Origin of the sequence: Mesorhizobium sp. M2A.F.Ca.ET.067.02.1.1 (assembly GCF_004023285.1) — a bacterium.
In the GTDB taxonomy this organism is placed as follows: domain Bacteria; phylum Pseudomonadota; class Alphaproteobacteria; order Rhizobiales; family Rhizobiaceae; genus Mesorhizobium.
Genome location: NZ_RZSB01000728.1, coordinates 1 through 3,043, shown reverse-complemented (window position 1 = coordinate 3,043; position 3,043 = coordinate 1). Strand labels below are relative to the sequence as shown.

General features: G+C 66.4%; 4 protein-coding genes. All 4 read left to right on the top strand.

Features of this window, described 5'->3' with window-relative positions; genetic code table 11:
* Positions 1–437, top strand: a 437-nt coding sequence (locus EOA28_RS30810) for a RidA family protein (protein ID WP_148670956.1), incomplete at its 5' end; no start/stop codon positions are given.
* A gap of 18 nt (positions 438–455) precedes the next feature.
* Positions 456–1,661, top strand: a complete 1,206-nt coding sequence (locus EOA28_RS30805; RefSeq protein ID WP_127251040.1) for an aminotransferase class V-fold PLP-dependent enzyme — start codon at positions 456–458, stop codon at positions 1,659–1,661.
* Between the two features lie 77 nt (positions 1,662–1,738).
* Positions 1,739–2,236 carry a 5-(carboxyamino)imidazole ribonucleotide mutase gene (gene purE / locus EOA28_RS30800; protein ID WP_126064066.1) on the top strand — a complete coding sequence of 166 codons (498 nt, stop codon included), beginning with the start codon at positions 1,739–1,741 and terminating at the stop codon, positions 2,234–2,236.
* Positions 2,233–3,043, top strand: an 811-nt coding sequence (locus EOA28_RS30795; protein ID WP_128315613.1) for a 5-(carboxyamino)imidazole ribonucleotide synthase, incomplete at its 3' end; no start/stop codon positions are given. The genes purE and EOA28_RS30795, both read left to right, overlap by 4 nt.

The following is a 3,043-nucleotide window of genomic DNA, read 5'->3' as shown; positions in this document are numbered from 1 at the left end:
AACTCGGCCTGACCCTGCCCGAGCCGCCGACACCTATCGCCAATTTCGTAACCCATGCCGAGAGCGGCCGTCTGATCTTCCTTTCGGGCCAGGGGCCGCTGCGCGCTGACGGCACGCTGTGCACCGGCAAGGTCGGCGACAACGTCACCGTCGAGCAGGCCTATGAGCATGCCCGCCTCACGGGCCTCAATCTGCTTGCCGTCATGCACGCGGCGGCGGGCGACCTCGGCCGCATCGTGCGCGTGGTAAAACTGCTCGGCTTCGTCAACGCAACCCCGACCTTCAGCGACCACCCCAAGGTGGTCAACGGCTGCTCGGACCTTTTCGCCGATGTCTTCGACAAGATCGGCGGCCATGCCCGCTCGGCTATCGGCGTCGGCTCGTTGCCTGGCAACATCACCGTCGAGATCGAAGCGGTCGTCGAGATCACCGCCTGATTTTAGGAGTTCGCCCTCATGAAAACCTATTCCGACGCCGGCTCCAACACCACAATTCGCGAGCGCCTGGGGCTGAGACCCATCATCAACGTCTCCGGCACGATGACGGCATTGGGTGCTTCGATCATCGTACCCGAGGCGATCAGCGCCATGGCCGAGATGGCCTCACAATGGGTGGAGATGGACGATCTGCAGCGCTCAGCAAGCGCAGTCGTCGCCCGACTCACCGGCGGCGAGGCCGGCTTCATCACCGCTTGTTGCGCCTCAGGCATCACCATGGCGGTCGCCGGCGCGATGACCGGCACCAATCTTCTGGCGATCGAGCGGCTGCCGGACGACACCGAAGGGCTGAAGTCTGAAGTCGTCATCCAGCTCGGCCATATCGTCAATTACGGCGCGCCGATCGACCAGTCGATCCGGGTGGCCGGCGCCAAAGTCATTCCGGCGGGCACCGTTAGCGTCACCCAGGACTACCATGTGCGCGAGGCGATCAACGAGCGCACGGCGGCGGCTCTCTACGTCGTCGCCCACCACACCGTGCAATACGGCATGCTTTCGCTGGAGGAGTTTTGCGAGATCTGCCACGCCAAGGGCGTCCCGGTGATCGTCGACGCCGCCTCGGAATACGACCTTCGCAGCTTCCTGGCGCGCGGCGCCGACATCGTCGTCTACAGCGGCCACAAATTCCTTTCAGGGCCGACCAGCGGCATCGTCACCGGCCGCAAGGACCTGGTCCGCGCCGCCTATCTGCAGAACCGCGGCGTGGCGCGCGCCATGAAGGTCGGCAAGGAAAGCATCGCCGGCACCATGGCGGCGCTCGAGGCCTGGGAAAAGCGCGACCATGCCGGCATCCGCCGGCGCGAGGAGGCGGCGCTCAATCTGTGGAAGGACGCGCTGCAGGGCATTCCGGGTATCAATGCGCAGATCATTCCCGATCCGACCAACAACCCTCTCGATCGCCTGCAGGTCTATGTGCGCCCGGCGAGCCGCTTCACGGCTGCCGGACTTGCCTCCGCGCTCGCCGCTGGCTCGCCGCCGATCATCGTGCGCAACCACGAGGTCGAGCGAGGCCATTTCTTCCTCGATCCTTGCAACCTGCATCCCGGCGAAGCGGAGATCGTGGCCGAGCAACTGCGCGCCGTGCTGACGGCGAAGGACCGGCCGGCTGACGCGATGAAAGTGGCGCGCAAGGATTCGACCGAATCGTTGCGCTGGCCGGACTAGCTGGCTGTCATCGCGACAATCCTTGCGGCTATCGGCGAATTCCGCTAAGGCGCGCCTTTGCCGCCGGGAGCGAAACCTTGACCGATCAGCGTGCCGACGTCGCCATCATCATGGGCAGCCAGTCCGACTGGGCGACGATGCGCCAGGCGGCCGAAACCCTGGATGCGCTGGGCATCCCGCACAAAAGGCTGATCGTCTCCGCCCACCGCACCCCCGACCGCCTCTATGAGTTCGCCAAGGGGGCCAAGGCCGCCGGTTACAAGGTGATCATCGCCGGCGCCGGCGGCGCCGCGCATTTGCCCGGGATGACGGCGGCGATGACGCCGCTGCCCGTCTTCGGCGTCCCGGTCGAATCCAAGGCGCTGTCCGGCCAGGATTCGCTGCTCTCCATCGTGCAGATGCCGGCCGGCATCCCGGTCGGCACGCTGGCCATCGGCAAGGCGGGGGCGGCCAATGCCGCGCTGCTTGCCGCGGCGGTGCTGGCGCTCAACGACGACAAGCTCGCCGCCCGGCTCGATGCCTGGCGCGCGGCGCAGACCGCCAAGGTCGCCGCCGAACCGACGGACGCGCCGTGAGCCTGGCGCCCGGATCGACCATCGGCATCATCGGCGGCGGCCAGCTCGGCCGCATGCTGGCGATGGCTGCTGCCCGCCTCGGCTACCGCATCGTCGTCCTGGAGCCGCAGGCCGACTGCCCGGCGGCTCAGGTCGCCAACCGGCAGATCGTCGCCGCCTATGACGATCCGAAAGCGCTCGCCGAGCTCGCCGCCGCCAGCGCCGTCGTCACCTATGAATTCGAGAATGTTCCGGTCGCCGCGGCCAAAACGCTCTCGGCAACGGTCCCGGTCTACCCGCCGGCGCGCGCGCTCGAAGTCGCGCAGGATCGCCTCACCGAGAAAACCTTCCTGAACGGCATCGGCATCCCGACGGCCGAGTTCTGTCCGGTCGACAATGACGACCATTTGACCGAAGCTTTGAGGAAATTCGACGGCAGCGGCGTGCTGAAAACCCGCCGCATGGGCTATGACGGCAAGGGCCAGCGCGTCTTCCGCAACATGGAAACAGGCGGCTTTGCAGGCACCTGCGAGGCGATGGGCAATGTGCCGCTGATCCTGGAATCGCTCGTCGCTTTCGAGCGTGAGATTTCGGTGATCGCCGCGCGCGGTCTCGAAGGAGCGATCGCCGCTTACGATCCGGCCGAAAACGTCCATCGCGAAGGCATATTGCGCAGCTCGACCTTGCCGGCCGCCATCGGTCCGCAAACGGCAGCGGCCGCCAAGGATGCGGCCGCAAAAATCCTGTCCGCGCTCGACTATGTCGGCGTCATCGGCGTCGAGTTCTTCGTGCTTGCCGACGGCTCGCTACTGGCCAACGAGCTGGCGC

Excerpts from the sequence above, each read along its gene's own strand:
- EOA28_RS30805 (WP_127251040.1), top strand. The coding sequence starts at position 456 with ATGAAAACCTATTCCGACGCCGGCTCCAACACCACAATTCGCGAGCGC.